Annotated in this window: 19 protein-coding genes, 1 tRNA gene and 4 pseudogenes; 16 read left to right on the top strand and 8 right to left on the bottom strand. The window is 70.7% G+C overall.

The features are described from left to right. Positions 1–319: 319 nt before the first annotated feature. Positions 320–865, top strand: a complete 546-nt coding sequence (locus tag ACZ4Z3_RS27310; protein ID WP_468503481.1) for an SPW repeat protein — start codon at positions 320–322, stop codon at positions 863–865. Positions 866–1,357: 492 nt separating this feature from the next. Further along, positions 1,358–2,038 (top strand): annotated as a pseudogene (locus tag ACZ4Z3_RS27305) (class I SAM-dependent methyltransferase); the annotation flags it as partial. 232 nt (positions 2,039–2,270) lie between these two features. Here ACZ4Z3_RS27305 and ppk2 read toward each other — a convergent pair. Next, positions 2,271–3,227 (bottom strand): polyphosphate kinase 2, encoded by a 957-nt coding sequence (ppk2, locus tag ACZ4Z3_RS27300; protein WP_468503480.1) that lies wholly within the window; start codon positions 3,225–3,227, stop codon positions 2,271–2,273. 31 nt (positions 3,228–3,258) lie between these two features. Next, positions 3,259–3,501 (bottom strand): DUF6411 family protein, encoded by a 243-nt coding sequence (locus tag ACZ4Z3_RS27295; protein WP_468503479.1) that lies wholly within the window; start codon positions 3,499–3,501, stop codon positions 3,259–3,261. A gap of 276 nt (positions 3,502–3,777) precedes the next feature. Between ACZ4Z3_RS27295 and ACZ4Z3_RS27290 the strand changes: the two are divergent. Further along, a pseudogene (locus ACZ4Z3_RS27290) lies at positions 3,778–4,607 on the top strand (transposase); the annotation flags it as partial. 23 nt (positions 4,608–4,630) lie between these two features. On the opposite strand, the pseudogene ACZ4Z3_RS27285 reads toward ACZ4Z3_RS27290, so the two are convergent. Continuing rightward, positions 4,631–4,856, bottom strand: a pseudogene (locus ACZ4Z3_RS27285) (transposase); the annotation flags it as partial. 97 nt (positions 4,857–4,953) lie between these two features. Between ACZ4Z3_RS27285 and ACZ4Z3_RS27280 the strand changes: the two are divergent. From ACZ4Z3_RS27280 to ACZ4Z3_RS27265, 4 genes and pseudogenes are all read left to right on the top strand, one after another. Further along, positions 4,954–5,373, top strand: a complete 420-nt coding sequence (locus ACZ4Z3_RS27280; RefSeq protein WP_468503478.1) for an RICIN domain-containing protein — start codon at positions 4,954–4,956, stop codon at positions 5,371–5,373. Then, entirely contained in the window at positions 5,279–5,605 is a 327-nt protein-coding gene (locus ACZ4Z3_RS27275; RefSeq protein ID WP_468503477.1) for an RICIN domain-containing protein, read from the top strand. Before ACZ4Z3_RS27280 ends, ACZ4Z3_RS27275 begins: the two co-directional genes overlap by 95 nt. An 81-nt stretch (positions 5,606–5,686) precedes the next feature. Beyond that, positions 5,687–6,793, top strand: coding sequence for a ricin-type beta-trefoil lectin domain protein (locus tag ACZ4Z3_RS27270; protein WP_468503476.1), 1,107 nt, complete (start codon positions 5,687–5,689; stop codon positions 6,791–6,793). Positions 6,794–6,925: 132 nt separating this feature from the next. After that, positions 6,926–7,086: pseudogene (locus ACZ4Z3_RS27265) on the top strand (enterochelin esterase); the annotation flags it as partial. A gap of 30 nt (positions 7,087–7,116) precedes the next feature. Here the strand turns inward: ACZ4Z3_RS27265 and selD are convergent. Continuing rightward, positions 7,117–8,151 carry a selenide, water dikinase SelD gene (selD, locus tag ACZ4Z3_RS27260; protein ID WP_468503475.1) on the bottom strand — a complete coding sequence of 345 codons (1,035 nt, stop codon included), beginning with the start codon at positions 8,149–8,151 and terminating at the stop codon, positions 7,117–7,119. A gap of 69 nt (positions 8,152–8,220) precedes the next feature. On the opposite strand from selD, the gene ACZ4Z3_RS27255 reads away from it, so the two are divergent. The 6 genes from ACZ4Z3_RS27255 (at position 8,221) to nrfD (ending at position 16,815) form a co-directional block, all read left to right on the top strand. Then, a tRNA-Sec gene (locus ACZ4Z3_RS27255) sits at positions 8,221–8,315 on the top strand. Positions 8,316–8,338: 23 nt separating this feature from the next. Then, on the top strand, positions 8,339–9,772 hold the full coding sequence (gene selA, locus ACZ4Z3_RS27250; protein ID WP_468503474.1) for an L-seryl-tRNA(Sec) selenium transferase: 1,434 nt from the start codon (positions 8,339–8,341) through the stop codon (positions 9,770–9,772). Then, positions 9,763–11,544 (top strand): selenocysteine-specific translation elongation factor, encoded by a 1,782-nt coding sequence (selB, locus tag ACZ4Z3_RS27245; RefSeq protein WP_468503473.1) that lies wholly within the window; start codon positions 9,763–9,765, stop codon positions 11,542–11,544. The genes selA and selB overlap by 10 nt, the downstream gene beginning before the upstream one ends. 108 nt (positions 11,545–11,652) lie before the next feature. Further along, a complete protein-coding gene (gene fdh / locus ACZ4Z3_RS27240) occupies positions 11,653–14,955 on the top strand; it encodes a formate dehydrogenase (RefSeq protein WP_468503472.1) in 3,303 nt (1,100 codons plus the stop codon). Next, positions 14,952–15,857, top strand: coding sequence for a 4Fe-4S dicluster domain-containing protein (locus tag ACZ4Z3_RS27235; protein WP_468503471.1), 906 nt, complete (start codon positions 14,952–14,954; stop codon positions 15,855–15,857). Before fdh ends, ACZ4Z3_RS27235 begins: the two co-directional genes overlap by 4 nt. 37 nt (positions 15,858–15,894) lie before the next feature. Further along, the gene (nrfD, locus tag ACZ4Z3_RS27230) at positions 15,895–16,815 is read left to right on the top strand and encodes an NrfD/PsrC family molybdoenzyme membrane anchor subunit (protein WP_468503470.1); all 921 of its coding nucleotides are present in this window, start codon (positions 15,895–15,897) and stop codon (positions 16,813–16,815) included. Positions 16,816–16,841: 26 nt separating this feature from the next. Here nrfD and ACZ4Z3_RS27225 read toward each other — a convergent pair whose 3' ends face one another. Then, positions 16,842–17,027, bottom strand: coding sequence for a hypothetical protein (locus tag ACZ4Z3_RS27225; RefSeq protein ID WP_468503469.1), 186 nt, complete (start codon positions 17,025–17,027; stop codon positions 16,842–16,844). Between the two features lie 208 nt (positions 17,028–17,235). Here ACZ4Z3_RS27225 and ACZ4Z3_RS27220 point away from each other — a divergent pair, with 208 nt between their 5' ends. Then, positions 17,236–18,375: a glutathione-independent formaldehyde dehydrogenase gene (locus ACZ4Z3_RS27220; protein WP_468503468.1), complete on the top strand. Its 1,140-nt coding sequence runs from the start codon at positions 17,236–17,238 to the stop codon at positions 18,373–18,375. Positions 18,376–18,590: 215 nt separating this feature from the next. Continuing rightward, complete coding sequence (locus ACZ4Z3_RS27215) at positions 18,591–18,776, top strand: hypothetical protein (RefSeq protein WP_468503467.1); 186 nt, start codon at positions 18,591–18,593, stop codon at positions 18,774–18,776. Between the two features lie 89 nt (positions 18,777–18,865). On the opposite strand, the gene ACZ4Z3_RS27210 is transcribed toward ACZ4Z3_RS27215, so the two are convergent. The 3 genes from ACZ4Z3_RS27210 to ACZ4Z3_RS27200 all read right to left on the bottom strand — a co-directional run bounded on the left by ACZ4Z3_RS27210 (position 18,866) and on the right by ACZ4Z3_RS27200 (position 23,270). Continuing rightward, positions 18,866–20,101 carry a poly(ethylene terephthalate) hydrolase family protein gene (locus ACZ4Z3_RS27210; RefSeq protein WP_468503466.1) on the bottom strand — a complete coding sequence of 412 codons (1,236 nt, stop codon included), beginning with the start codon at positions 20,099–20,101 and terminating at the stop codon, positions 18,866–18,868. 161 nt (positions 20,102–20,262) lie between these two features. Then, on the bottom strand, positions 20,263–21,594 hold the full coding sequence (locus ACZ4Z3_RS27205; protein WP_468503465.1) for a prolyl oligopeptidase family serine peptidase: 1,332 nt from the start codon (positions 21,592–21,594) through the stop codon (positions 20,263–20,265). A gap of 236 nt (positions 21,595–21,830) precedes the next feature. After that, positions 21,831–23,270, bottom strand: coding sequence for a CitMHS family transporter (locus ACZ4Z3_RS27200; RefSeq protein WP_468503464.1), 1,440 nt, complete (start codon positions 23,268–23,270; stop codon positions 21,831–21,833). 180 nt (positions 23,271–23,450) lie between these two features. Between ACZ4Z3_RS27200 and ACZ4Z3_RS27195 the strand changes: the two genes are divergently transcribed. Continuing rightward, positions 23,451–24,377 (top strand): LysR family transcriptional regulator, encoded by a 927-nt coding sequence (locus ACZ4Z3_RS27195; RefSeq protein ID WP_468503463.1) that lies wholly within the window; start codon positions 23,451–23,453, stop codon positions 24,375–24,377. The last annotated feature ends 132 nt before the right edge of the window (positions 24,378–24,509 follow it).

The following is a 24,509-nucleotide window of genomic DNA, read 5'->3' as shown; positions in this document are numbered from 1 at the left end:
CGGGCGGGCCGACACCGGGAAGGCACAGACCGGCGGATCCGTCACGTACCCGGCCCCGCCGACCCCAAGAAGCATACAGAACGCTCGCTATGTTTCTCTAGAGAAGGCGCGACCCCGGCACGGTGCGCGGGAGCAGGCCCTGGACGCCACGGGCCGTCCCGCCACTGCCCGCCGGCGCGCGCTCCACCGGAGCCACAAAACGGCCGGAGCGCGCGCCGGCTGCTCACACCCCGCTGAAAGGAATCGGCAGATGGCTCCGTCCGAGTCGTCGTGGGCATCGATCCGGGTACCCGCCGCAATCCCGGCGGACGGAGTTCTCATGTCAACCACACATGCACCGGACGTGACCCGGCCCGGACAGGACAGTCCCCGGCTGAGGCTGATACGGGCACAACGACAACAGATCATCGGGCTGCTGCTGGTCCTCAGCGCTCTCCTGCTCTTCGTCGCCCCCTGGATCTCCGGCTACCCGGAGACGGCCAAGGACGCGCACCGCAACGAACTCGGCGTAGGGATCATCGTGCTGCTCATCGCGATGACCCGGTTTCTGCTGTATCCCGGCAAGTGGCCCGACCTCGCCGTACTCGCCGCCGGGGCCTGGCTCATCGCCTCCCCCTGGGCGCTCGACGCACAGCAAACCGAGGTGTTCGACGGCACCCAGGTGACCGACGTCGTGGCGGGCATCGTCCTCATGGGCTCGGCGAGCCTCTCCTTGCTGCTGCTCGCCCTGTCGAAGCGACTCGACGCCAAGAACCACGACCAGGCGGAGCCAAGGCCGACCCCGGACATCGCGGACCCCACCGCACACGGCACCCCACCGAAAACAGCACGCTCGACATCACTGCAGAAGACCCCCGGCCAGTGAGCAGCCACGGCCCCCGGCGCCCGAGCCGGCGCGGACACCCAACACGCCGGAAACCACACAAGCACGCCCGGACCACGACACACCAAGAGAAGCCGCAGACCAATCTGCTACAGCACCGCACCCACGACCCGGCTACACCAAAATCGCATCCCCCCACAAGCACCCAGGAACCCCGAGTGATCGAGTGGCCAGACGACGCCCACGACACCGGCTCACGCCACAACCACTCCACCGATCCCGTGCACCTGACACACAGGGCGACCCGACACGAACATCCGCATCTCGAACACCACCCCGTGAGCGACGGAAACCAGCCAGGAAAGGGATTCCGCATCGACGAGACCATCACCCACCCGATGCGCCACCAACCGGGCATCGGCCCAACCGTCACCATCCACACCCACCCCCCACCGCCCGCGGAAACCCGGCCCCGGGAATCAGGACGAGTGGCGACGCCGTGCTGCCAGAAGGGCTGAACGAGGCACAGGCCGCACCACCCGCCTCGCCGCCCGGCGCGCCGCACGCGGCCGGGCGCTCGGCCTGGACCTGTCGGGGCCGATGCTGGGCAAAGCCCAGGAGAGCGCCGTACGTGAAGGGGTCTCAAACGTGGCCTTCGTGCAGGGCGATGCCCAGGTCCACCCCTTGGACGCCGAGGCGTTCGACGCGATCATCAGCCGTTACGGCATGACCTTCTTCACCGACCCGGTCGCCGCGTTCGCCAACCTCCACCGCGCGCTGCGCCCCGGCGGCCGGCTGGCCTTCATCTGCGCGGCCGCGGCCGAGGCCAACGAGTGGCTCGCCGCGCTGGCCTCGCTCAAGGACATCCTGCCGCTCGGCGGTTTCGGGAAGGCTGGCGGTCCGGGCATGTTCTCGCTCACCGATTCCGGCCGCATCCATGACCTGCTCACCGCGGGCGGGTTCGACGGGGTGGACGTGCAGCGTGTCGAGGCGGCGGGAAAGTGGGGCGCCGACGCGGCGGACGCCGCGGTGTTCCTGCTGGACTCCGGTCCCGGACGTCACCCGCTCGACCAGGTGACCCCACCCGCGCAGGACGCGGCGCGTCAGGCGCTGACGGCCGCCCTGCAGCGCCATGAATCGGACGGCGGGGTTTGGCTGCGCAGCAGTTCCTGGCTGGTCACCGCCGAACGCGGCGGGATGGCAGCAACTGACTAGCCCCGCCCCGGGGCGGGGCGGGTTTCAGGCGCGGTCCATGCGGGCGATGGCCTGCAATGCCACGCCGCCGACGTCAGCCTCCGCATGAACGCTCTTCCGCCCCACCGAAGCCGTGCCTGCACCAATCCTGATCCCCATGTCGATGTCCGGTATGGCGGCGGGGGCAGTTCAGGGCGAGCTTCCTTGCCGCTTGACAACAGCCGGCGGGCTCGACCGGCCCGGCCGAGTGTTGTCAGGCGGTCGAGGGGTGTTTGCCGGGGCCGTCGGTACCGGGTGACAACGGAGTGGGGGAAAGAGTGGTGTCTTCCTCACCCGGCTCCAGCAGGGTGTCGGCGGCCCCCACGATGAGAGGGTCGGGTGTGTCGACCACGTCGCGGTCCTTGCTCGTGTAGTCGATACGCGACAGCAGACTGCGCATGGTCTCCAGCCGGGCCCGCCGCTTGTCGTTGCTTTTGACGACGGTCCAAGGGGCGTGTGTGGTGTCCGTGGCACGGAACATGTCGACCTTCGCCTCGGTGTAGTCGTCCCAACGGTCCAGGGACGCCAGGTCGGTGGGAGACAGCTTCCACTGGCGCACCGGGTCGACCTGCCGTATCGCGAAGCGTGTGCGCTGCTCGGAGCGGGAGACGGAGAACCAGAACTTCACCAGCACGATGCCGTCGTCGACGAGCATCCGCTCAAAGGTCGGGCACTGGTCGAGGAAGAGTTCGTACTCCTCCTTTGAGCAGAATCCCATGACACGCTCCACGCCGGCCCGGTTGTACCAGGAGCGGTCGAAGAAGACGATCTCGCCGGCCGTTGGCAGGTGCGCGATATACCGTTGGAAGTACCACTGACCGGTCTCCCGTTCGGTGGGCTTGTCCAGGGCGACCACGCGTGCGCCGCGCGGGTTGAGCCGCTCGATGAGCCGCTGGATCGTGCCGCCCTTGCCCGCAGCGTCACGCCCCTCGCAGACCACGACCACGCGGGCGCCGGTGTCTTTGACCCACCGCTGGAGTTTGAGCAGTTCTATCTGCAGGACGCGCTTGGTGCGCTCGTACTCCTTGCGGCTCACCTTGCGGTCGTACGGGTAGTTCTCCCGCCACGTTCGGATGGGCCGTCCGTTCGCATCCAGTACGATCGGCCGCTCTCGTCGACTGGTGTCGACGGTGAGTCCGTCCAGCAGCGTCTCCGCCTCTTCAGCGCTCATCGCCAGTCTCCGGTGGGGCTCATGCTGTCCGTCAGAAGGGCATACGGCCCCGGGAGCGGCGACCGGCCGAACCGCTGCGGCTCACCGCGCGAGAACTGGTGTGGAAGGGCTTGCTGAAGAGGCGGCCCAGCACGCCCGGTGCCTTGCCACCGGCCCGCGCCCCGGCGCCGAGCGTTCGCTGCGTGCCGCGTTCGGGATGGTGGGAGAGACGGGGGACGAGAAAGGCCAGGACGGCCAGGACTACACACCCGGCGATGACAGCGGCTATGACCATGATCGGCTCCCCTTCGTTGGTTGGTGGATACACGGGTGCCCCGCCCGGTCCTGTCCAAGCGACCGCGGCGTATTTGATCTTTGGTTCGCGAGCTCTGTCCAGCTGATCCCTACCGCTCGGCGCAGGTGCAGAGGCCGTCACCGACTGACGGGCGGCCCCGGTCATCGAGCCGTGACAGCCGCGCGGCGCCGTCACGGCCAGTCCGGTGAGGGACTGCGGTCCGGGACCGCAGTTGATTGCCCGTCCTCATGGTTCACGGCATCGAACGTCCGCGGCTCGTCGACATCCGCGACAACCTCCTGGCGCGCGTCCTTCGTCGCCGCCCTCGAATCGGGCCGCACATCCTGGTGCCGGCTCCTGGACGCCGTGTGTCTCGGACCCGAGGACGACGTCGCCGAGGTTGCCGCCCAGCTCCGCCGGGTGGTCGAGGACCTGATCGAGATGGGCCGCTGGCACTTGGGCGACCGCGACATCCTCATCGTCGTCGACGCCGGCTACGACGCCCCACGCATGGCCCACCTCCTGACCGGCCTCCCGGTCAAGGTACTGGGACGGATGCGCTCCGACCGCGCCATGCGACGGCCGACGCCTTCGCTCAAGGAGTACGCCCCGGCCTATCCCCAGGGCGGAGGCGATCCGCTCCCGCTCTGGCTGTGGCGTCCGCCACCGGCCTGGACAGCGAGAAGGTCGACGTGCGCTGGCAGGCGTTCCTGAGGAGGTTCGACATCGAGCACCTCTTCAGGCTGATGAAACTGCCCCTCGGGTGGACGCCGAAGCTGCGAACCCCCGCGGCCGGCGAGCGCTGGACCTGGCTGATCATCGCCGCGCGCGCCCGGATGCGTCTCCTGCTCGAGGCCGCCGTCGACTTGCGGCGGCCGTGGGAGAAGCCTGCCGAGCCCGGGCGGCTCTCTCCGGCCCGCGTTCGCCGGGGGTTTCGGAAGCTCCGGCCGCATGTGCCCTGCCCCGCCCGTGCACCGAAACCCTCAACACCCGGCCCGGGAAGGCCACCTGACTCGAAGAACCGGCGGCCCGCCACCCGTTACGACGTGGGCAGGACCGTGAAACGACTTGAGAGCATCACCGAACGCAACCGACTCAGACCATAAAAACACGCTAAGACGGCCTTCTACGTTCCGTCCGCAGACCAGCGGCGATGACACTCATAGACGGTCCGCCAGGGGCCGTACCGTTCCGGCAGGTCAAGCCAGGGCAACCCCTCCGGGCCCGGAACAGCACGCCGTGGATCACCCTGCGGTGCGGTGATCCGCCCACTGCCCGCCCGGCCTGCCGTTGCCGGGCAGGAGAGGCTCGATCTTCTGCCACTGCGCATCCGTGAGCTCGTGTCGCCGCACCAACGGGCGTCCTGCCCGGCCGGCTACGAGATCCACCCACCCCAGCCAAGAGCCATCAGAAACGCCCGAGTGCATCCGATGTACCCGCGCATGCGTCGGTATGCGGCCCACTACCGCGACGGCCCTCCACATGTTGCTTCGAACCAGAAGCTCACACCGTCCGTGCTGTTCTGGGAAGAGTCAGGAGAGGAACGTTGTCCGACCGATCAGTCGCCGCGGCGTGCTGCCCTGCGTGGCCGCCATGACGCTTGCCGCAGCCGTTTCGCCCCCGCGCTCAGGTGCGCGGCTCACGGGTGACGTTCAGCGGGCTGCCCTCCGGAGTCCGGGCCTCGATCCGCAACTTCGGGTTTACGACCGTCCCTTCAGCGCGGACACCGGGACCGTCCGGCTGGTGAACCGCGAGAGCGGCAAGGTGATGGACGTCAATGGCGCCTCGACTGCCGACGGCGGCGCGGTCATCCAGTGGCCGTGGAGCGAACCAGCAGAGCCCGGGCGGTTCCGGTCAGGGCGACGGACTTAAGCAGTGGACCGACGACGGCGGCGACAACCAGTCGTGGAGGCTGGTGCCTTCGACCAACGGCTACTACCAGTTCGTCAACGTCCGCAACGGCTGGTGCGCCGACGTCAAGGACACCTTCCCTGTGGACGGTACCAAGGTCACCCAGGGGCCCCTCCACCAGCGGCTCCAACCAGGACTGGCAGATCCTCGCGGTGTGAGCCGCCGGGACGCTCAGTCCGGCCCAGATCGGTAGCAAAACAGGTGCCGAGCGGCTGGCACCAACGGCTATCCCCCACCCACTAACTCACCATCACTCGCAGAAAAGGACGCTTGTATGAGAAAGCCCTGGACTTTGCCCCTGGTCACGCTTGTCGCCGCCGTGCTTGGCGTGACGGCGGCGGGTGTGGCCCCTGCCTCCGCCGCCTCCGACACCCCTTTGCGGGTCATGCCGTTGGGTGACTCGATCACCTGGGGCGTGGGGAGCAGCACCGGCAACGGCTACCGCGCGCCGTTGTGGAACAGGCTCGCGGCGGACGGACATCCGCTGGACTTCGTGGGCACGGGGCGCGCCGGTTCGATGTCCGACCCCGACAACGAAGGCCACTCCGGATACAAGATCCACCAGGTCGCCGCGCTCACCGACGCCTCGCTGACCCGTTACCGGCCCAACGTCGTGACGCTGCACATCGGCACCAACGACCTGAACGAGAGCTACCAGGTCTCCACCGCCACCGCCCGGCTGAGGTCGCTGGTCGACCAGATCACCGCCGCGGCCCCCGACGCGACCGTCCTCGTGGCCTCCCTGGTCGTGTCCACCAGCGGCTCGGAGGAGCAGTACCGGGGCGCGTACAACCAGGCGATCCCGCAGATCGTGAGGGACGCACAGTCCGCGGGCAAGCGCGTCGCCTACGTCGACATGAGCGGCCTGACCACGGCGGACCTTGACGACGCCCTGCACCCGAACGACTCGGGCTACCAGAAGATGGCCGACGCCTTCCACCGCGGCGTCCAGGCCGCGGACAGCGCCGGGTGGCTGAGGAACCCCGCCCCCGCCCCCGCACGCGTGCAGTCCGGCATCGCCGGCAAGTGCATGGACGTCAACGGCGCCGGCACCGCTGACGGGACCGCCGTCCAGACCTGGGGATGCAGCGACAGCGCCAACCAGTACTGGTCCGCCTACACCGACGGCACCCTGCGCTCCATGGGCAAGTGCCTCGACGTCTCCGGCTACGGCACCGCCAACGGCACCAAGGTGCAGCTGTGGTCCTGTCACGGCGGCGCCAACCAGAAGTGGGAGGCCTACAACGGCGGTTACCGCAACCCCGCCTCCGGCCGCTGCCTCGACGTACCGGGCGCCTCCACGACCAACGGCACACAGCTCGTGCTGTGGGACTGCAACGGCGGCTCCAACCAGAAGTGGACCACCCTCGCCACCGGATGACCCCCACTCCGGGGTCTGAACGCCTTCCGGTTCTCCTCGCGTGAGGCCGACCCAGGGCCGGCTGCCCGAACAGGGAACGGCCCGCCGCACCAAGAACACTGGTACGGCGGGCCGCTCGCGGTACTCAGCTCTGCTGCAGGGGTCGGGGAGCACGAGAGACGGATGCTGCCCCACCGCGAACTGACCGAGTCCCTGACCGAACAGGCCGGTGCGACCGTACGCGTCTCGCGGTCGGCCTCCGGCCACGACCGGGCGGGCTGGCGGCACGCCCTCTCAGGGACGTCGCCTGGGCCTCGCCTGAACCTCACCGGCTCACCAGCTCATCAGCGCACCACCAGGACGTGGTTTCCGCGGGGCGTCAGTTCCCCCACGACCGGCGCACCGGGGATCTCGCCGGCAACCAGCAGCCCGCCGGAGGTCTGCGCGTCGGCGAGCAGCAGCGCCTCCTCCTCGGTCACCGCGGAGAGGTCGCTGTGGGCGCGCACCCACTCCAGGTTACGCCGGGTGCCGCCGCTGACATGGCCCTCGCGCAGAGCCTGGCGGGCGCCGTCGAGGTAGGGCACCGCGGCGGAGTCGATCACCACGGTGACCCCGCCCGCCCGGGCCAGCTTGTAGGCATGGCCGAGCAGCCCGAAGCCGGTGACGTCGGTCGCGCAGGTGACACCGGCGGCCAGTGCCGCCTCGGCGGCCTCCCGGTTGAGCCGGGTCATGGCCGCCACGGCGTGCGGGAACACCTCGCCGGTGGCCTTGTGCTTGGAGTTGAGGACGCCTGTGCCGAGCGGTTTGCTCAGCGAGAGCGGCGCCCCGGGTTCACCGGCGTCACCGCGCAGAACGCGGTCGGGGTCGACCACGCCGGTCACGGCCATTCCGTACTTGGGTTCCGGATCGTCCACGCTGTGGCCGCCCGCCACATGACAGCCGGCCTCCGCGGCCACCTCCAGGCCCCCGCGCAGCACCTGCCGGGCCAGTTCGAAGGGCAGTACTCCCCGCGGCCAGGCCAGCAGGTTCAGCGCGACCAGCGGGCGTCCGCCGGTGGCGTAGACGTCCGACAGGGCGTTCGCCGCGGCGATCCGCCCCCAGTCGTACGGGTCGTCGACCACCGGTGTGAAGAAGTCGGTGGTGGCCAGCACCGCCGGGCCGTCGTGCAGGCGCACCACCGTGGCGTCGTCGCCCTCGTCGAGCCCGACGACCAGTTCGCCGACGGGATCGCGGACCGGCACGCCGTCGCCCAGGCCGCGCAGCACCTCCTCCAGCTCGCCGGGCGGGATCTTGCAGGCGCAGCCGCCGCCGTGCGCGTACTGGGTGAGCCGGATGCGATTCCCGGAACTCGTGGTGCTCACAGCCACCGGGGTACCCATCGTGCGGGTCGGCATTCCTCCGGCGCGTTTGCGAAGCGGACCGCGAGGTGAGATGACCGTGTGGTACGAGGAGGCGTATCCGGCCTGGTGACCGGCGCGGTCTTCAAAACCGTCGGACGGCAGGAGCTGCCGTCGGCGGGTTCGATTCCCGTCCGCCTCCGCCACCCCGGGTCCGGGAGGTGCTGCGGTGAGCGATCCCCGGCGCCGCATCCCCAGCACCGACGCCCTGCTGGCCGAGCCGCGGCTGGCCAGGGCGACGCGGACGCTGGGACGCCCGCTGGTGAAGGCGGCCATCACCCGGGCGCAGCAAAGGGCCAGGGCGGGTGAGATCGCCCCGGAGGACGTGGCCGAGGCGGCCGTGGAGAGCCTCCCGGAGCGGGTAGGCAGCCTTCGACCGGTGATCAACGCCACCGGCGTGCTGGTGCACACCAACCTTGGCCGGGCGCCGCTGTCGGACGCCGCCCAGGACGCGGTGCGGGCCACGGCCGGCTGCACCGACGTCGAGTTCGATCTGGTGGCGGGCCGCCGGGCCCGACGCGGGCGAGGGGTGACGGCCGCGCTCTCCGAGGCCGTGCCGGACGCCGGGGCGGTGCATGTGGTGAACAACAACGCGGCCGCTCTGCTGCTGTGCGCCATCGCGCTGGCCGGCGACCGCGAGATCGTGATCAGCCGCGGCGAGCTGGTCGAGATCGGTGACGGCTTCCGCATCCCCGAACTGCTGGCGAGCACCGGCGCCCGACTGCGCGAGGTGGGCACCACCAATCGCACCCGGGTGCGGGACTACGCCGAGGCCCTCGGTCCCGACACCGCGTTCCTGCTCAAGGTGCACACGTCCAACTACCGGGTGACCGGCTTCACGACCGCCGCCGGTGTCGCCGAACTGGCGGCGCTCGGACCACCGGTGATCGTGGACATCGGTTCCGGTCTGCTGACGCCGCATCCGCTGCTCCCCGAAGAACCGGACGCCGCCACGGCCCTACGGGCGGGTGCCGCGTTGGTGACCGCCAGCGGGGACAAGCTGCTCGGCGGCCCGCAGGCCGGTCTGCTGCTCGGCGATGCCGACATCGTCGAGCGGCTACGGCGGCATCCGGCGGCGCGTGCGCTGCGAGTGGACAAGCTGACCCTCGCCGCGCTGGAGGCCACGTTGCGCGGCCCGGAGCCGCCGGTGCGCGTCGCACTCGCCACCACCGCGAGCGCCCTGTACGACCGCGCGTCCGCGCTGGTGCGGCGGCTGCGGGACGAGCACGTCCGGGCCGGGGTCGTGCACACCGCCGCGGCCGTGGGAGGGGGCGGAGCACCAGGAGTACGGCTGCCCAGCGTGGCGGTCGGCCTGCCCGAGGAGTTCGGCCGCCTCCTGCGCACCGGCACGGTCGCGGTGGTGGGCCGGATGGAACACGGCCGGTGCCTGCTGGACCTGCGTACCGTCCCCGAGGCCGAGGACCGGGCCCTGCTGGACGCGGTCCTCGCGGCCCATCGGTCGGCGCGGCCGTCGGCGGACCGGCCGGAGGGCGGCGACGGCCGGGCCGACGACGCGAGCCGTGCGGACGCGAGCCACTGCGAGGGACGGACCGGCACCACGATTCGGAGAAGCGGCGACGGAGGCGACCCGCAGTGCACGTGATCGCCACCGCCGGCCATGTCGACCACGGCAAGTCCACCCTTGTCCGGCTGCTCACGGGAATGGAGCCCGACCGCTGGGCGGAGGAGCGCGACCGCGGCCTGACCATCGACCTGGGCTTCGGCTGGACCACCCTGCCGGGCGGCGAGCAGGTCGCGTTCGTCGACGTGCCCGGCCACGAACGGTTCGTCCCCAACATGCTCGCGGGCGTCGGCCCGGTCCCCGCCGTGCTGTTCGTGGTGGCCGCCGACGAGGGGTGGATGCCGCAGTCCACCGAACACCTCCAGGCGCTGGACGCGCTGGGCGTCCGGCACGGGCTGCTCGCCGTCACCCGATGTGACCTTGCGGACCCGGAGCCGGCCAGGAACCAGGCTCTCGCCCGGGTCGCCCGCACCAGCCTCGGGCGGATCGACTCGGTGACGGTGAGCGGGCGGACCGGCGAGGGCCTGGACCGGCTGCGCGCCGCTCTGGACCGGTTGGTCAGTGCGTTGCCGCCGGCCGATCCCGAGGCCGACGTCCGGCTGTGGGTGGACCGTTCCTTCAGCATCACCGGCGCGGGCACCGTGGTCACCGGCACCCTGACGGCCGGGACCCTGCGGGTGGGTGACCGGCTGGTGCTCGCCTCTTCCGGTACGGCAGCGCGGGTACGAGGCCTGCAGACGCTGGGCCAGGACGCCGGCACGGTACGCGCGGTCGCCCGGGCCGCGGTCAACCTGCGCGGTGTCGAACGCGACGCCCTCACCCGCGGCGACGCTCTGCTCACGCCGGACAGGTGGCTGACCACTGTCGAGGCCGACGTGGCACTGCGTGGGGACGACACCGGCGAACTGCCCCGCGAGCTCGTGCTGCACATCGGATCCGCCGCCGTCCCCGTCCGGGTCAGGCCCCTGGGCCCGGACACCGCCCGGCTCCGGCTGGCCCGGCCGTTGCCGCTGCGCACCGGTGACCGGGCCTTGCTGCGCGACGCGGGACGGCACCGAGTTGCGGCCGGTGTCGACGTGCTCGACGTGTGCCCGCCCGAGCTGGTCCGCCGGGGGACGGCCCGGCGGCGCGGCGCGGAGCTGGCCGCCCTGGCCGGGCCGCGGCGGCTGCCGGTGGCTGACTCGGTGCTGCGTCGCCGGGGGTTCGCCACCGCCGGGGAACTGCGCGCGATGGGACTGCCGGTGGTGGGCCGGCCGGTCGGCGACGGCTGGCGCGTACACCCCGGGGTGTGGCGTGAGCTGACGGGCGAACTGCGCCGGCTGGTCGACGGCTGGCGCGGCGACCACCCGCTGGAGCCCGGCGTCCCGGTGGACGCGGTGCGGCAACGGCTGCGGCTGCCCGGGACGGGGGTGGTGAAACTGCTCGCCGAGGCCGCCTCGCTCGTGGTGGTGGACGGGCGGGTCTGCGCGCCCGGTCAGCGCGCGGTACTCCCCGCATCGGTCGAGGCGGCGGTGGACGAACTGGCCGCCGAGTTGAGCCGGACTCCGTTCGCGGCGCCGGACGCCGGCCGGCTGACGGCGCTGCGACTGGGCACCAGGGAGCTGGCCGCGGCGGTGCGGGCCGGTCGCCTGCTCAAGGTGGCCGACGGTGTCTTTCTCCTCCCCGGGTGCGAGCGGCGGGCCGGTGAACTCCTCTCCGGGCTGCGCCAGCCGTTCACCCTCAGCCAGGCCCGCCAGGCTCTAGGCACCACGCGGCGGGTGGCGGTGCCGCTGTTGGAGTTGCTGGACCGTGAGGGGATCACCGAGCGGCTCCCGGACAGCACCCGCCGGGTGCGCACCGGCCGACCCCTGTGACCTGCGGCGGGACACGGCCCCAGCCGGGGAGCGGGTGGGACCGCATGCGCCCCTGGGCACCGGGCGTTACGTTGGTCGGGCGTAGTACCGCGGAGGCGGGAGATCGCCATGGGCCTGCGGCAGTGGATCGAGGGCTGGCCGGTGTACCGGCAGCTCGCCGGTGAAGACGACCTCGGCCGGGGGGCGGCCGCGCGCTCCCCCCGTACCGAACAGCTGCGCGCCCGTACCCAGGAGGCCGACCGGGTCGTCCGCTCCGTGTGCCCGTACTGCGCCGTCGGCTGCGGCCAGCGGGTCTACGTGAAGGACGAGGAAGTCGTCCAGATCGAGGGCGACCCCGACTCTCCGGTCTCGCGGGGCCGGCTGTGCCCGAAGGGGTCGGCGAGCAAGCAGCTGGTGACGGGCCCCGACCGGGTCCACACGGTGCTCCACCGGCGTGGGCACGGCACGGAGTGGGAGCGGCTCCCGCTCGACCGGGCCATGGACATGATCGCCGACCGGGTGATCGACACCCGTCGGCGGACCTGGCAGGAGTCCTTCCACGGCGCCCCGGTCCGGCGCACGCTCGGTATCGCCAGTCTCGGCGGAGCGACGCTGGACAACGAAGAGAACTACTTGATGAAGAAGCTCTACACGGCGCTGGGAGCGATCCAGATCGAGAACCAGGCCCGTATTTGACACTCCTCCACCGTTCCCGGTCTGGGAACCTCGTTCGGCCGTGGCGGAGCCACGACGTTCCAGCAGGATCTCGCCAACGCGGACTGCGTCCTCATCGAGGGCTCGAACATGGCCGAGTGCCATCCGGTCGGCTTCCAGTGGGTGATGGAGGCCAAGCAGCGGGGCGCGACGATCATTCACGTCGACCCCAGGTTCACGCGGACCAGCGCGCTGGCGGACCTGTACGTGCCGCTGCGGCCTGGGACGGACATCGCGTTCCTCGGCGCCCTGGTCAACCACGTGCTGACCAACGGGAAGGACTTCCGCGAGTACGTAGTGGCGTACACCAACGCGGCGGCGATCCTGCGCGAGGACTTCGCCGACACGGAGGACCTGGACGGGCTGTTCTCCGGGCTCGACCCGGACGGCGGATTCTACGACCCCACGACGTGGATGTACGAGGGCGCGGACCATGCGGCGGCGGCCGGTGCCCGGGAACGCTGGGCGGCGCGTGACGACATGCCGACGGCCGAGCAGCACGGCGGTGCGGAACACCGGGAGACCGCCCGGTCGGAGACCTACGGCAGCGGCGGCCCCGGCCTGGGCGTCAAGCCGAGGACGGACCCGACGCTGCGGCACCCACGGTGCGTCTACCAGGTGCTCAAGCGGCACTTCTCCCGCTACACACCGGCGATGGTCGAGGACGTGTGCGGCGTTCCGGCGGAGCTGTTCGAGAAGGTGGCCGAGGCGATCACCGCCAACTCCGGCCGTGAGCGCACCACCGCGCTGTGCTACTCGGTCGGCTGGACCCAGCACACGGTGGGCGCCCAGTACATCCGCACCGCGTCCATCCTGCAGGCGCTGCTGGGCAACATCGGCAGGCCGGGGGGCGGCATCCTCGCCCTGCGCGGGCATGCCAGCATCCAGGGCTCCACGGACATCCCCACACTGTTCGACCTGCTGCCCGGCTACATCCCCATGCCGCACGCGCACCAGCACCAGGACCTGGACGGATTCGTGGCCGCCGACGCCGCGACGACGGGCTTCTGGGGCAACATGCGCGCGTACGTCGTCAGCCTGCTCAAGGCCTGGTGGGGCGAGGCGGCCACCGCCGAGAACGACTTCCGCTTCGACTGGCTGCCGCGCCTCACCGGGGACCACGGCTCCTATCAGACGGTGCTCAATCAGATGGCCGGAGAGTGCAAGGGCTACTTCCTCGTCGGGGAGAACCCGGCGGTCGGCTCCGCCAACGCCAAGCTGCAACGGCTCGGCATGGCCAACCTGGACTGGCTCGTGGTGCGGGACCTGCGGCTCATCGAGAGCGCGACGTTCTGGAAGGACGGCCCGGAGATCGAGACCGGTGAGCTGCGCACCGAGGAGATCCCGACCGAGGTGTTCTTCATGCCGGCTGCCGCCCACACGGAGAAGGACGGCAGTTTCACCAACACGCAGCGGCTGGTGCAGTGGCACCACGCGGCCGTCGAACCGCCGGGCGACGCGCGCAGCGACCTGTGGTTCTACTACCACCTCGGCCGCATCATCCGCGCGAAGCTCGCCCGTTCCACCGATCCGCGCGACCGCCCGCTGCTCGCCCTGACCTGGGACTACCCCACCGAGGGACCACTGGACGAACCGAGCGCCGACGCGGTGCTCGCCGAGATCAACGGTTACGGACCCGACGGCCCGCTGTCGACCTCCACCCAGCTGAGGGACGACGGCTCCACAGCCTGCGGAACCTGGATCTACTGCGGGATCCGTGCCGGAGGACACAACCAGGCGGCCAACCGTCGGCCACGCGGCGAACAGAGCTGGGTCGCCGCCGAATGGGCCTGGGCGTGGCCCGCCAACCGGCGCATCCTCTACAACCGGGCATCGGCCGACCCGGAGGGCAGGCCCTGGAGCGACCGCAAGCGCTGTGTGTGGTGGGACTCCGAGCAGCGTCGGTGGACCGGCGAGGACGTCCCGGACTTCGAGGCCGACAAGCCGCCGGACTACCGGCCGCCGCCGGAGGCCCGGGCCCAGGCCGCGCTGGCCGGCACCGATCCCTTCATCATGCAGAGCGACGGGCGAGCCTGGCTGTTCGTCCCGGCCGGCCTGGCCGACGGCCCGCTGCCCGTGCACTACGAGCCGTTCGAGTCACCGGTGGACAACCCGCTGTACCGGCAGCAGACCAACCCGACGCTCCAGGCGTACGACCGCCGGGACAACCGCTACAACCCCAGCCGCAGCGAGGTGTTCCCCTACGTGTTCACCACGTACCGGCTCACCGAGCACCACACCGCCGGCGGCATGAGCCGTACCCTGCCCTACCTGGCCGAGCTCCAGCCGGAGTTCTTCTGCGAGGTCTCCCCCGAACTGGCGGCGGAACGAGGCCTGGAGCACCGGGGCTGGGCCACCATCGTCACGGCGCGCACGGCGATCGAGGCGAGAGTGCTGGTGACCGACCGGATCAAGCCGCTGCGGGTCCGGGGCCGGACCATCCATCAGGTGGGACTTCCGTACCACTGGGGCCCCAACGGCCTGTCCACCGGTGACGCGGCGAACGAACTGCTTGCCGTGGTACTCGACCCGAACGTGCACATCCAGGAATCCAAGGCGGCGACCTGCGACATCCGTCCGGGCCGGCGCCCTCGCGGTCCGGAACTGCTGGATTACGTGGCGCGCTACCGGCAGCGCGCCGGTCTCCCCGAGGACGCCCGGCCGCCGGGCACCTCGGAGGACGCAGACCCCCGTGCGGGAGGAGACACGCAGCCATGACGACCGACGCCAATCGCTTGTCCGGCCCACTGGCCGACCCAAGCTTGGACGCCGGCTACCCGGAGTCGCATCCGCCCCGGATGGGGTTCTTCACCGACACCTCGGTCTGCATCGGCTGCAAGGCGTGCCAGGTGGCGTGCAAGGAGTGGAATCTCCTCCCGCCCGAGCCGGACGGCCCGGATCTGCTCGGGGACTCGTTCGACAACACGGGCGCGCTGTCGGCCGACACGTGGCGGCATGTGGCGTTCATCGAGCAGAAGGTGCCCGCCCGGCAGCCGGTCGACCTGGGCATGCCGGCATTCGGCCCGCCGGAGCCGGACACGCCCGGGGAGGCCGGGGTGCGCTGGCTGATGGCGAGCGACGTGTGCAAGCACTGCACCCACGCGGCCTGCCTGGACGTGTGTCCCACCGGGTCGCTGTTCCGCACCGAGTTCGGCACCGTCGTGGTGCAGGAGGACATCTGCAACGGCTGCGGCTACTGCGTGACCGCCTGCCCGTACGGGGTGCTCGACCTCCGGCCCGGTGACGGCCGGGCGTTCAAGTGCACGCTCTGCTACGACCGTCTCGGCGCCGGCCAGGAACCGGCCTGTGCCCAGGCCTGCCCGACCGATTCGATCCAGTTCGGCCCGCTGGAAGAGCTGCGCGAGCGGGCCGATCAGCGCGTGGCCCAGCTGCACGGACGCGGCGTGCCCGAGGCGCGGCTGTACGGCCGGGATCCGCAGGACGGCGTGGGTGGTGACGGGGCGTTCTTCCTGCTGCTGGACGAGCCGGAGGTGTACGGACTGCCGCCGGACCCGGTGGTCACCACCCATGACCTGCCGTCGATGTGGCGGCACGCGGCGGTGGCGGCACTCGGCGTGGCGGCGAGCGTGGCACTGTCCTTCGCCGGGCGGCGCCGGTGACCGTGGGGTGGGGGGAGCCGGAGAAGAGGAGGATGCCGTGACGCGACATGGCCGCCGGGAGGGCACCGTGGTTCCTGAGGCGGAGTTCCGTTCCTACTACGGCCGTCCGATCCTGAAGCGTCCCACCTGGAAGGTGCCGGACGTGCCCGGCTACCTGTTCCTGGGCGGGACGGCGGGCGCCTCGGCGACCATGGCGGTCCTCGCCGACCTGACCTCGCGCCCGGACCTGGCCAGGGTGGGCCGGAGTGTGGCCGCGGTGGGTGCGCTCGCCAGCGTGGCCGCGCTGATCCACGACCTCGGCCGACCCGAACGCTTCCTCAACATGCTCAGGGTCTTCAAACCGACCTCTCCGCTGTCGGTGGGGTCCTGGATCATCGGGCCGTTCTCCGCGCTGGCCACCGCCTCGGCGGCCGCCGAGCTGACCGGGACGTTCTCGCGGCCGGGCCGGCTGGCGGGGGTCGGCTCGGGCGTGCTGGGACCGGCGATGTGCACCTACACCGCGGTGCTGCTCGCCGACACCGCGGTACCGGCGTGGCACGAGGCCTATCCCGAGCTGCCCCTCGTCTTCGGGGGCAGCGCGCTGGCCTGCGGTGCGGGCGCCGCGCTGTGCGTGCCCGGCGTCGACCACCGGCCCCCCACCCGGATGGGACTTCTGGGCGCCGGCATGGAGCTCGCCGCCCTGCGCGGGATGGAGCAGCGGCTCGGGCTGGCCGGCGAACCGTACGTCACGGGCCGGCCAGGGCGGCTGCTGAAACTGAGCAAGGCCCTGACCGCGGTGGGGACGGGGCTCTCACTGCTCGGCCGCCGCAGCCCCGTGGCATCGGCCCTGGCCGGCACGGCGTACCTGGTGGCGGGCCTGTGCACGCGCTTCGGCGTCTTCGAGGCCGGTGTCGCGTCCGCTCAGGACCCGAAGTACGTGGTGCTCCCGCAGCGGCGGCGCGGTGCGGCACAGTCCTGACGGACGCGCGGCCGCCGACATCCGCATCACCCCTCCCGGGAGTCCTCCCGGATGTCCGTGAACTCCCACCAGGCGAGCGGCAGCCAGTCTCCGTCGACGAAGCCGTCGACGGACCCTCCATTGCCGCGTATGGCCACGCGGGTTCCCACCGGATACGTGGTGCCGGAAAGGCCACGGACCGGGACGAGCAATGAGCCTAGACGTCGTGACAAGACGGTCGATCCTTCTGAGGAGCACGAACAGGCGAAAGAAGCCCTGGGTGCAAATCTTCGCATCCTGCACCAGTCTGGACTATGAGGCATACCACACAAGACCGGCCGAGCTGCGGGCCGGGGCCTTTCTCGCGGTGAATGCAGCGGGTCCCGGCACTGCCGCTCCAGAGCATGACCGATCCATCACGGACAGTGGAGGTGCTCAAGGATGAGGGCCGTTGTGTACAAGGGACCGTTCGAAGTAGCGGTCGAGCAGGTGGAGGATCCCCGGATCCAGCACCCGAACGACGTGATCGTACGGGTCACGTCCACCGCGATCTGCGGCTCGGATCTGCACATGTACGAGGGCCGTACCGCCGCCGAGCCGGGCATCGTGTTCGGCCACGAGAACCTCGGTGTCATCGAGGATGCCGGCGAGGGCGTGACGTCGCTCAGCCGCGGGGACCGGGTGGTCATGCCCTTCAACGTGGCATGCGGCTTCTGCAAGAACTGCACGGCCGGCTACACGGGTTTCTGCGTGACGGTGAACCCGGGCTTCGCCGGCGGCGCCTACGGCTACGTCGCGATGGGCCCGTTCGTGGGCGGGCAAGCCGAGTACGTACGGGTGCCGTACGCCGACTTCAACTGTCTGAAGTTGCCGGAGGGCACCGAGAAGGAGACCGACTTCGTCCTGCTCGCCGACATCTTCCCGACCGGCTATCACGGCAACGAACTGGCCGACGTGCGTCCGGGCGAGAGTGTCGCCGTGTACGGCGGTGGCCCTGTCGGCCTGATGGCGGCCTACTCGGCGATGGTGCGCGGCGCGAGCAAGGTGTTCGTGGTCGACCGGGTCGCGGAGCGGCTGCAGAAGGCCGAGGAGATCGGCGCCGTACCGATCAACTTCACCGAGGGCGACGCGGCGCAGCAGATCAAGGAACAGACCGGAGGAGAAGGCACTGACAAGGGCATCGACGCCGTCGGCTACCAGGCCCAGGCGCACGAGGCGGACCGCGAGGAGCCGGCGATCGTGCTGAACTCCCTCGTCGAGACGGTCCGGCCGACGGGCGCCCTCGGCATACCGGGACTGTACGTCCCGCGCGACCCGGGCGGGCCGGACGAGCAGGCCAAGCAGGGCATGCTGCTGGTCTCCATCGGACGCGCCTTCGAGAAGGGGCTGCGGATGGGCACCGGTCAGTGCAACGTCAAGCGCTACAACCGCCAGCTGCGTGACCTGATCATCGAGGGCCGCGCGACGCCCAGCTTCGTGGTGTCGCACGAACTGCCCCTCGACCAGGCGCCGTCGGCCTACGAGAAGTTCGACAAGCGGGTCGAGGGCTACACCAAGGTCGTGCTCCACCCGCACGAGTGAGGACACCCCGCATGAAAGGAGGCCCCCTCGCCAGGTCGGTCGCGACAGCGAGGGGGTCTCGCGGCGGTGCGGGCCGTCACCGCGCCACCCCTCCCGGCCGCGCCCCCTCCCCGCTTGGGGGACCCGGGGCGCGTAGGGCCGTGCGAATCAGTGCCCTTGGCAGCAGGAACCACCCGATGTCCGGCCGGAGCCCCTGCCGGGCTACCAGGAGGCCAGTGAGCCGCCCGTGTCGCGCCAGACGGGATTGCGCCAGCGGTGCGGCGCTCGGCTGCGGCCCGAATCGCGTCCTCGTCGATCTGGCCATCGGCACCTTCGTCGCCTCGCTGCCCCTGCTGAGGATGACGGTGGCCAGTGGGAAGGCCACCGGCGAACCACAGCCCGAACGCGTGCCGACGCTCTGAAGCCGAACAGCCCGGAGGTCCACGACCGGGCGGGACCGGTACACCAGTGGTTCCAGCCGGCAGCGGGCCCGGGACGAGGGCCGCCCCGGTCAGTACGGGCAGGTGTCCATCCAGCGGGTGACCAGGGATGTGTCGTTCTTGTCGGCGTCACGTACGGGACCGCACAGGAACGGGCTGAATCGGGTGTCGGCGCGCAGCCAGCGGCTGAGGAACGACACGGTCCACTTGCCCTGTTTGGCCTTGTTGCCGTAGCCCGTCATCGGACACAGATGGTCGCCTGGAACCTCGATGTAGAGCTTCTCGGCCTGGGACATGGAGTTGTACCAGGGCACCGCGTAGGTGTTGCCGTGGGCGACCGGGTCGCGTTGACAGGTCAGGAAGAGTGTGGGCTCCGTGACTGCGGAGAAGTTCGCGTTCGGGTGGTACGGGGCCGTCGGCACGCCCGCCCGGAAGCGCGGGTCGTCCCGGAGCGCTGCCATGACGCCACCGCCGCCCATGGAGTGACCGACCGCGCCGAGCGTGCCGTTGAGCTTCCCGGACAGAGGGTTGCCGGCCGCGTTGCCGAGCGCGAGCAACTGGGTGCCGGCGGCGGTGATCTGGCGGCCGCGGGATTCTGGATCGTCGGTGAGTGTGTTGGTGCCGACGTTGATGACGACGAAGCCCCAGGAGGCGAGGCGGGGGGCGAGCCACTGCAGATTCTGCTGTGTGCCCTGATAGCCGGGCATCAGGACGACGCCCGGATACGAGCCACTGTTCGTGGGGTACGTGACCGTGCCGGAGCCGTACCCCGTCGGGTTGGGAACGGTGTAGGTGGCGGTGGTCAGCGGCCCGTCGGTGGCCTCCAGGGAGGCAGTCGTCGGGTCGGGGATTTCGTTGCCCGGAGGGGTGCCGCCACCGGAGCCGTACACCTGGAACTCCCACAGCGAATAGCCGTAGGCGGTGCCGCGCTGGGTGCCGTGGAAGCGGACGTACCGGCCGGTGCCGTTGACGTCGAGGGTCTGCACGCCGCCGGTGCCGGACGTCGTCGAGTAGATGGTGGTCCAGGTGGTGCCGTTGTCGGAGGTCTGGATCTGGAACGCGCGCGCGTACGCGGCCTCCCAGCGCAGCACGACTCGGCTGATGGTGGCGGTGGCGCCCAGATCGACTCCGAGCCACTGCGGATCGCCGAACGTGCTCGACCAGCGCGTCCCGGTGTTGCCGTCCACCGCCGCCGACGCAGGAGTGGAAGCGTTCTCGCTGGACGAGGAGGTCGCGGGTTTGCCCTGGGACAGCAGGTCGGCCGCGGCGGCCGGCGGGGCGGCGGCTGCCAGCAGGGTCAGCGCCAAGCCGAGGGTGGCTGCCAGAGAGATCAGTGCCGTGATGGGCCGGGGACGGGTCCGTAACGGCGCGGTCGCAGGAGCGGAACGACTGTACGAACGCATTGCTTTACCTCCGGATAGCGGTGAGAGCGCGGTAACCGGACAGGAAGGGGCGCCGCGTGCGGCGGCTACCGGGACTGTTCGAAGAGCCAGTCGATGACCACGTCGTTCTCATACGTCTGGGCCCATGAGAGGTGTGGGTTCACCGGTGTCGTTCCGGCCGCGTAGCTTGTGAACAGTACGTGACTGCGCGTCGCCCGGGCCTGTCGTAGGAGCGCCCGGGACCGGGCCTCGAACTGCGCCTTGGGCAGATCGTTGGCCCACTCCCCCCGGCTGACCCGGGCACCGGCGGCCTCCAGCGCGTTCATCAGTGTCCAGGTGCCGGGCTTGCCGAACCTGCCCTCCCGGTAGGGGACGACCGGGTCGTCGACGGAGTGGTCGGCCCAGATCGGGATATGCGTGATCCTGTCCATGGTGGCCGTCTCGCCCCAGCCGGCCGTGGGCAGGGCGGCCGCGAACATGTCGGGTCGCTTCGCCAGCAGGCTGTAGATACCGCGCCCACCGGAGGACAGGCCGACGAGGTAGAGCCGGGCTGTGTCCATGTTGCGGGGGTGCTCGCTCACGAAAGTGTCGATGAGTTCGATCAGAGCGGCCTGGACCTTGGCGTCGGTCCAGTCCGTGCCGTCGGGTCCGTCCATGGGACGGGGCAGGGGGATCTGCGGAGAGAGGACGAACGCGGGGTTACGGCGCTGTCGTTCCGGTTTGGCGAACGTGACCGCGATCCGGTTGGACGTGAGCTGGGTCATGTTGTTGTCCGCGATTTCGCCACCGCCGTGCAGCGTGACGACGAGCGGATACCGCGTACGTGTCCGCGGGTTCCGTACGAATCCCTCGGGTCGGTACAGCCGGAAGCCCAGTTCGAAACCTGCGGAGTCGGTGAAGGAACCGGCGGTGAAGTCGTCCACCACGGGAGTGATGACGTCGTCGTTGCGGCTCGCGAACGGACCGGCCCTGAGCAGGGTTTCGCCATCCGGGGTGTGCACGTCCGCCACCTGTGTGACGGAGTACGCGCGGTCGAGCGGAAAGGGGTCGGTGCCCGCGGCCCGCGCGTTGGAGTCGTTCGGATCGAGTTCGATGATCAGGCGGTCCCCCGGGCGTCCGGGGCGAGACCGGTCGTCCGGTTCGGCGGTGGTGCTGGAGTAGACCCGGGTCACCGTGCGAGCCGCCGTTTGTCCGCCTACCGTGGCCTTCACCTGGAAGGCCGAGGGCGGGATCACCCCACCGCGTAGGTCGATGCGATGCGCGTACTGGAGGGCGACGGCTGTCACCAGCCAGTTGTTCCTCGGCGTGACCCGCGTGACGAGGTCCGTTCGCAGGACCGGGTTGCGCTCGGGGGCCGCTTTTCGTCTTTCGGATGTGGCTGTCGTGGTGTCGGCGGCCGCGGCGGCTGCCGTGCTCACGGCCGGCGCCGCGAGCGCACCTGCTGTCACTGCGAGCGCCGTACGTCTGGTGATCCGTCTCATGCGTCCTCGTCTCGCTCTTGTGGGGGCACCCGGACCGGGTGTCTGGTGTGCATGGCTCCGTTCGCGCTGCTCCAACTCCCGGAACACGACGGCACGTTGAGGTTGAGCGGCATGTGCGGTGGCTGTCGGGGGCCCGCGGCCGGCGGGGACTCCGCTCAGGCCGGGGCCACCGGTCACAGGGGGAACGCACCGGTCAGCAGGGCACCGGCGGCCATGACCAGGGTGGTGGCGAGGGCCCAGCGGAAGATGAAGCGCTGGTGTTCGCCGAGCGACACACCGCTCATGCCGACCAGGATGAACGTGGACGCGGTGAGCGGACTGAGCGGGAACCCCGTGGTCATCTGGCCGAGAATGGCGGCCCTGGCGACCTCGGCCGGGTCCGTGCCGAAGCCCTGCGCCGTCTCGGCGAGTACGGGCAGTACGCCGAAGTAGTAGGCGTCCGGAGTGAAGACCAGGCTCAGCGGCATGCCGGTGACGGCCACCGCGACGGGCAGGTGCGAGCCGAAGGAGTCGGGGACGACGGAGACGAGCGTCTCGGCCATCTCGTCGATCATCCGGGTGCCGGTGAGGATCCCGGTGAGGACGCCGGCCGCAAAGATCATCGTGGTGACCAGGACCACGCTCCTGGCGTGCTTGTCGAGCAGCGCCTGTTGCTGTTCCCAGGTGGGGTGGTTGACCAGCAGCGCGATCGCGAACCCGAGGACGAACAGCACCGGGAGCGGCATCACTTCCTGGATCAGGCAGACCACGAGCGCGACGGTGAGCAGGAGATTGAAGACGGTCAGCCAGGTCCGCGGCAGCGGCGGGACCCGGACGGTGCCGGGCCCGTCGCCGGGAGCCCGGAGGGCCTGACACTCCCCGTCAGCCGTCGCCGTAGTGGCGTGCCGGCTCGACTCGGGTTCCGTGGTCGCCGTGACCGTCGTCGAAGCGGCGGGTTCAGGGTCGCCCCACCCGTCCTCGCCCTCGCGCACGTCCGTGGCCGGACCCTGCGGGGGCAGCGCGGCAAGACGCTTGCGTTCCCGGCGGCCGAGCAGGTAGGACGCCACCAGCACCCAGGCGACGCCGAAGCCCATCGCGGGAAGCACGGGGGTGAAGACCTCGGAACTGTCCAGCTTCAGCGCAGCCATGGCGCGTACGGTCGGGCCACCCCAGGGGACCATGTTCATCACGCCCGCGCCCAGGCAGACCACTCCGGACAGCACCAGGGGGTTCATACCGAGTCTCTTGTAGACCGGCAGCAGGGCGGAGACGGTGATGAGGAAGGTGGAGGCGCCGTCTCCGTCCAGGGCCACGCACAGCGTGAGGACGGCCGTGGCGACGGTGATCCGCAACGGATCACCACGCGCCACGCGCAACAGCCCGCGGATCAGAGGGTCGAAGAGCCCGGCGTCCACCATGAGGCTGAAGTACAGGACCGCGAAGGCGATCATGATGCCGGTGGGGGCCACCTTGGACAGCCCACCGAGAATCAACTCGCCCAGATCGCCCGCGAAACCGCCGATGAGCGCCGCCAGCACCGGAAGCAGGATCAGAGCGACCAGTACCGAGGCGCGTTTGGTCATGGTGAGCAGCAGGAGGACGGCGATCGTGGCGAAGCCCAGGGCTGCCAGCATGACGGCGCTCGCTTTCTCGGGGACGGCCCTCGGCGGCGGTGGGCCGGAGCCGGGCGGGGGCAGGCCGAGGTGTTACGCGAGAGTTTCGGAGCACTACCGGATCGGTGTCCAGCATCAAACCGAGATCTGTCCATGCGATAAGCACATCAATCCGGGCGGGTGAGCCTATGCTCGTCGGCCATGGAGGCCACCACCCTGCGTCAACTGGCGGCATACGCGGCCGTCGCACGGGCCGCGAGCTTCACCGCGGCCGCCGCGGAGATGCATGTGTCCCAGTCCTCGCTCAGCCGCGCGGTCGCGGATCTGGAGCGACAACTGGGCGTTCAGCTCCTGGAACGGGACACCCGCAACGTGCAGTTGACCGCGGCGGGAGTCGAGGCCCTGCGGGTCGCTGAGCAGATCGTCACCGCTCACCGGGCGGGCATGAAGGAGCTCAGGCGATACCTGCTCGGCGAGTCGGGAACGGTCGCCGTGGCCACTCTTCCCTCCGTCGCGGCGGTGCTCCTGCCACAGGTGATTTCCGACTTCCGCGAGCGGCGGCCCCGGGTGGCGGTCCGACTCCTCGACGGCCTGGAGCGGTCGGTACTGGTCCGGGTCCTGTCCGGCGACGCCGACTTCGCGATCACCACCGTCGGTAACCCGCCGGAGCAGTTGGAGCACCGCCCCCTGGTCAGGGACCGCTTCGTCGCGGTGCTGCCGGAGGGCCACCCGCTGGCCGACCGCCACGAGATCGCCTGGGACGACCTGGCTCGTCAGCCGTTCCTGGCCGTCGGGCGCGACTCGAGCGTGCGCCGGCTCACCGACGCGGCGTTCGCCCAGATCGACGTGCACGCGGTGCCGGCGGCCGAGGCGGGCAGTATCGCGACCGTGGGGGGACTGGTGACCGCCGGCCTCGGGGTGTCGGCGATGCCAGCCCTCGTGCTTCCGCTGATGGGTGCCGGACCCGTCGTCTGCCGTCCTCTGGTGGACCCTGTGGTGGACCGGCGCCTGGACATCGCGCTGCGCGCCCGACGAACGCTCCCCACCGTGACGGAGCGGTTCCTGGAGACGCTCGAGGAGTTCCGCCTCCGGGGGCGTCCACTTCCGCCCGGTGTTTCGTGGGCTTGAAGCCGCGTACTGGTACCGGCTCCCCCGATTCATGCGTTTTCCGCATTGATTGATGGCCTTCTGTTGCTCGACAGGCATTTCTCCGCTCCGGCAGTCTGAGGACACGGCGACGGCCGTGCCGCACCCACGCGG

It is taken from the genome of Streptomyces sp. NPDC030296, from assembly GCF_055572815.1.
Note: the sequence above shows the minus strand (reverse complement) of the source record. Positions and strands in the feature narration are given on the sequence as shown.